The organism is Streptomyces prasinopilosus (genome assembly GCF_001419695.1).
GTDB lineage: Bacteria > Actinomycetota > Actinomycetes > Streptomycetales > Streptomycetaceae > Streptomyces > Streptomyces prasinopilosus.
The window spans coordinates 1-4,270 of sequence record NZ_LIRG01000258.1; the positions used below are offsets into that span (position 1 = coordinate 1).

At 71.6% G+C, this 4,270-nt stretch carries 4 protein-coding genes; 3 read left to right on the forward strand and 1 reads right to left on the reverse strand.

Going from position 1 to position 4,270, the window contains the following annotated elements:
• From AOK18_RS12170 to sucD, 3 genes are all read left to right on the forward strand, one after another.
• Window positions 1-409 (forward strand): VWA domain-containing protein (locus AOK18_RS12170; RefSeq protein WP_157865080.1); only part of this gene is annotated, 409 nt, incomplete at its 5' end.
• A 317-nt stretch (window positions 410-726) separates the two neighbouring features.
• A complete protein-coding gene (gene sucC, locus AOK18_RS12175; protein ID WP_055574266.1) occupies window positions 727-1,905 on the forward strand; it encodes an ADP-forming succinate--CoA ligase subunit beta in 1,179 nt (392 codons plus the stop codon).
• A 21-nt stretch (window positions 1,906-1,926) separates the two neighbouring features.
• Window positions 1,927-2,811: a succinate--CoA ligase subunit alpha gene (gene sucD / locus AOK18_RS12180; protein ID WP_055574265.1), complete on the forward strand. Its 885-nt coding sequence runs from the start codon at window positions 1,927-1,929 to the stop codon at window positions 2,809-2,811.
• Between the two features lie 120 nt (window positions 2,812-2,931).
• Here sucD and AOK18_RS12185 read toward each other — a convergent pair.
• Window positions 2,932-4,270, reverse strand: a 1,339-nt coding sequence (locus tag AOK18_RS12185) for a helix-turn-helix domain-containing protein (protein WP_338119112.1), incomplete at its 5' end; no start/stop codon positions are given.

The following is a 4,270-nucleotide window of genomic DNA, read 5'->3' on the forward strand; positions in this document are numbered from 1 at the left end:
CACGTCGACGGCGGTCGTCGACCGCACGGACCGTGAGCTCGACGACCCCGTCGACGTGATCTTCGGGACCCGGCTGGGAGGCGGTACGGACATCAACCGGGCGCTGGCGTACTGCCAGTCCCGGATCACCCGGCCGGCGGAGACGGTGGTCGTGCTCATCAGCGACCTCTACGAAGGGGGCATCCGTGACGAGATGCTCCAGCGGGTCACGGCGATGAAGGCGTCCGGGGTGCGGTTCGTGACGCTGCTGGCGCTGTCCGACGAGGGGGCGCCCGCCTACGACCGGGAGCACGCCGCGGCACTTGCCGCGCTGGGCGCGCCGGCGTTCGCCTGCACGCCCGACCTGTTCCCGGAGGTGATGGCCGCGGCGATCGAGAGACGGCCGCTGCCGGTACCGGACCCCGGGTGAGGAGACGCGAGGGGACGCGGCGCCCGCCGCTCCCGGCGTGCGACGGGCCTCGCCGGGGCGGTTCCGGCCCGGTGGGGCCGCCCGCCAATGGCACTCTGTGTCACCAATCCGGGCATCATGTGACAGGTATCACCGCTCAGGTGTGACCCCGCGATTTCGGGAGGCCGCGCCACCGGCGATAGCCTGCGAGGTGGACATGCCGCGCGCTCGGTCACCGTGTGCGCTCCCCTTGTGACACAGCGGACGCCGTCACCTTGCCCTTCGCGGCACGCCCACGCATCAACGAACCGCGAGATCACTGATAGGGACGGAAGCGCGTGGACCTGTTCGAGTACCAGGCGAGGGACCTCTTCGCCAAGCACGATGTACCGGTGCTGGCCGGTGAAGTCATCGACACGCCTGAGGCGGCGCGCGAGATCACCGAGCGTCTCGGCGGCAAGTCCGTCGTCAAGGCGCAGGTGAAGGTCGGTGGCCGCGGCAAGGCCGGTGGCGTGAAGCTGGCAGCAACCCCGGACGAGGCCGTCGCCCGCGCGACGGACATTCTCGGCATGGACATCAAGGGCCACACGGTCCACAAGGTGATGATCGCCGAGACCGCTCCGGAGATCGTCGAGGAGTACTACGTCTCCTTCCTCCTCGACCGTGCCAACCGCACATTCCTCTCCATCGCGTCCGTCGAGGGCGGCATGGACATCGAGGAGGTGGCGGCCACCCGTCCGGAGGCCGTCGCCAAGACGCCGATCGACGCCAACGAGGGTGTGACCCCCGAGAAGGCGCGCGAGATCGTCGAGGCCGCGAAGTTCCCGGCCGAGGTGGCCGACAAGGTCGCCGACGTCCTCGTCACCCTGTGGAAGACCTTCATCGACGAGGACGCGCTCCTCGTCGAGGTCAACCCGCTGGCCAAGGTCGCCTCCGGTGACGTCCTCGCCCTCGACGGCAAGGTCACCCTGGACGACAACGCCGAGTTCCGTCACCCGGACCACGAGGCCCTCCAGGACAAGGCCGCGGCCAACCCGCTCGAGGCCGCCGCCAAGGAGAAGAACCTCAACTACGTCAAGCTCGACGGCGAGGTCGGCATCATCGGCAACGGCGCGGGGCTCGTGATGAGCACCCTGGACGTCGTCGCCTACGCCGGTGAGGCGCACGGCGGCGTGAAGCCCGCCAACTTCCTCGACATCGGTGGTGGCGCCTCCGCCGCCGTCATGGCGAACGGTCTGGAGATCATTCTCGGCGACCCGGACGTCAAGTCCGTGTTCGTCAACGTCTTCGGTGGCATCACCGCCTGCGACGAGGTCGCCAACGGCATCGTGCAGGCGCTGCAGCTGCTCGCGGACAAGGGCGAGGAAGTCACCAAGCCGCTGGTCGTGCGTCTGGACGGCAACAACGCCGAACTGGGTCGCAGGATCCTCTCCGACGCCAACCACCCGCTCGTGCAGCGCGTGGACACCATGGACGGCGCGGCCGACAAGGCCGCCGAGCTCGCGGCTGCGAAGTAAGGGACGAGGGACTAAACAGCCATGGCTATTTTCCTCAACAAGGACTCCAAGGTCATCGTCCAGGGCATGACCGGTGCCACCGGCATGAAGCACACCAAGCTCATGCTGGCCGACGGCACGAACATCGTCGGCGGTGTGAACCCGCGCAAGGCGGGCACCTCCGTCGACATCGACGGCAACGAGATCCCGGTCTTCGGTACGGTCGCCGAGGCGATCGAGAAGACCGGTGCGAACGTATCCGTCCTCTTCGTACCGCCGGCGTTCGCGAAGGCCGCCGTCGTCGAGGCCGTCGACGCCGAGATCCCGCTCGCGGTCGTCATCACCGAGGGCATCGCCGTGCACGACTCGGCCGCGTTCTACGCGTACGCCGTGTCGCAGGGCAACAAGACCCGGATCATCGGCCCGAACTGCCCCGGTCTGATCAGCCCGGGCCAGTCGAACGCCGGCATCATCCCGGGCGACATCACCAAGCCGGGCCGCATCGGCCTGGTCTCGAAGTCCGGCACGCTGACGTACCAGATGATGTACGAGCTGCGGGACATCGGCTTCTCCTCGGCCGTCGGCATCGGTGGCGACCCGGTCATCGGCACCACCCACATCGACGCGCTGGCCGCGTTCGAGGCGGACCCCGACACCGACCTGATCGTGATGATCGGCGAGATCGGCGGCGACGCCGAGGAGCGGGCCGCGGCGTACATCAAGGAGAACGTGAAGAAGCCGGTCGTCGGCTACGTCGCGGGCTTCACCGCGCCCGAGGGCAAGACCATGGGCCACGCCGGTGCCATCGTCTCCGGTTCGTCCGGTACCGCCCAGGCGAAGAAGGAGGCCCTCGAGGCCGCCGGCGTCAAGGTCGGCAAGACGCCGACCGAGACGGCCAAGCTGGCGCGCGAGATCCTCGCGGGCTGATCGACCGCAGCACACGGATGGGCCCGTCCCCCTCGGGGGGACGGGCCCATCCGTTGTCCGGACGCGGACACGGGCGCGGGTACGGAACCCGAACCGCGTCCGGGCCGGAGGCCGGGTCCGTCACCGGGGCTGCGGTGCCAGCCGCTCCGGGCCGCGCAGCAGCTCCTCGCGGAGCTTGGCGCGCAGTGTGCGCTCCTTGTCCGAGAGGGGCCCCGGCACCACGTGCGGCGGCACCCCCTGGACCGTCTCACCGGGCGGCACCGGCGGATCGTAGCGGGTGGGGGCCGTGCACAGGGTGGCCGCGGTGGCGCCGGCCAGGGCGAGGGTGAGGGCGAGGACGGACCGGGTCCAGAGGCGGGCCCTGCGCTCACTGCCCTCGCGCACCTCCGGCGGTTCGGCCGGGCGGAGGTGTTCGGCCGAGGCCAGTTCGGCCAGCCGTCGGTGCAGTACGAGCGGGTCCGACAGGTCCGGCAGCCGGGCCGCGAGGGTCTCGTGCGCGTGCAGCAGGCGGTTCGCGGTCGCGGCCGTGGTCGCCTCCGTCTCCGCCGCGGTCTCCGGCAGGTCGAGGCCGACCCCGTGGTAGAGCACGACCGCGCGGCGGCGCGGCGGCGGCAGGTGCAGCAGGACGTCCAGGAGCGCGCGGTCGGAGGGCTGCGAGGGCGGCGGTTCCGGGTGCCGGTGGCGGGGCCGGAACCGGTGCCACGGGGAGAGGGCCCACTCGTACGCCGCCGCGCGCACCCAGCCGGCCGGGTCCGGGTCGCGGGCCACCTCGGGCCAGCGGTCCCAGGCCAGTTGGAAGGCGCGCTCGACCGATTCGCGCGCCAGGTCGCGACGGCCGGACAGGAGGTACGCCTGTCGTGCGAGCGCCGGGGCGCAGAAGGCGTACAGGGCGTCGAACGCCTGATCAGGCGTCAGGGGGATGGGGTCGACGCCTTCTTCCCGGCTCGCCCGGACGGGCCCGCTCGCCCGGACGGGCCGGTCCGACCGGGCGAGCCGGACGGGCGGCAGGAGAACGCTCCGCCCGATAGGGAACGCGGGGGAAGGGCCGGCCGAACGTGCCGGGGACCCGGTCGACTTGCGGAGCGCGGAGGCGTCGGGGCGTCCAGAGGACCCGGGGGAGCCGAAGGAGCCGGGGGAGCCGAAGGGGCCGGACGGCTCGCGGGACCTGAGGGGTTCGGAGGGCCTGGAAGACCTGGGGGACTTGGAAGACCTGGGGGACTCGGAGGGCCTGGAGGGTTCGAAGGGCGCCGAGGATCCCTGCCGCCCGGCGGGCTCGGGTGCCACCGGGGTGGCGGTGGTCAGCAGTTCCACGTACGCCTTCCCCTTCCGGCCGCGGGGTGCGGCGCGGCCGGACTCCCACGCCCGCACCGTCTTGTGGCTGACGCCGATCCGCCGGGCGAGCTGAGCCCGGGTCAGCGAGTGGGACTCGCGCAGGCGTCGGCGTTCCTCGGGCGGGGGG

Bases quoted from the DNA above. Each gene is read 5' to 3' on its own strand.
- sucD (WP_055574265.1), top strand. From the start codon at position 1,927: ATGGCTATTTTCCTCAACAAGGACTCCAAGGTCATCGTCCAGGGCATG.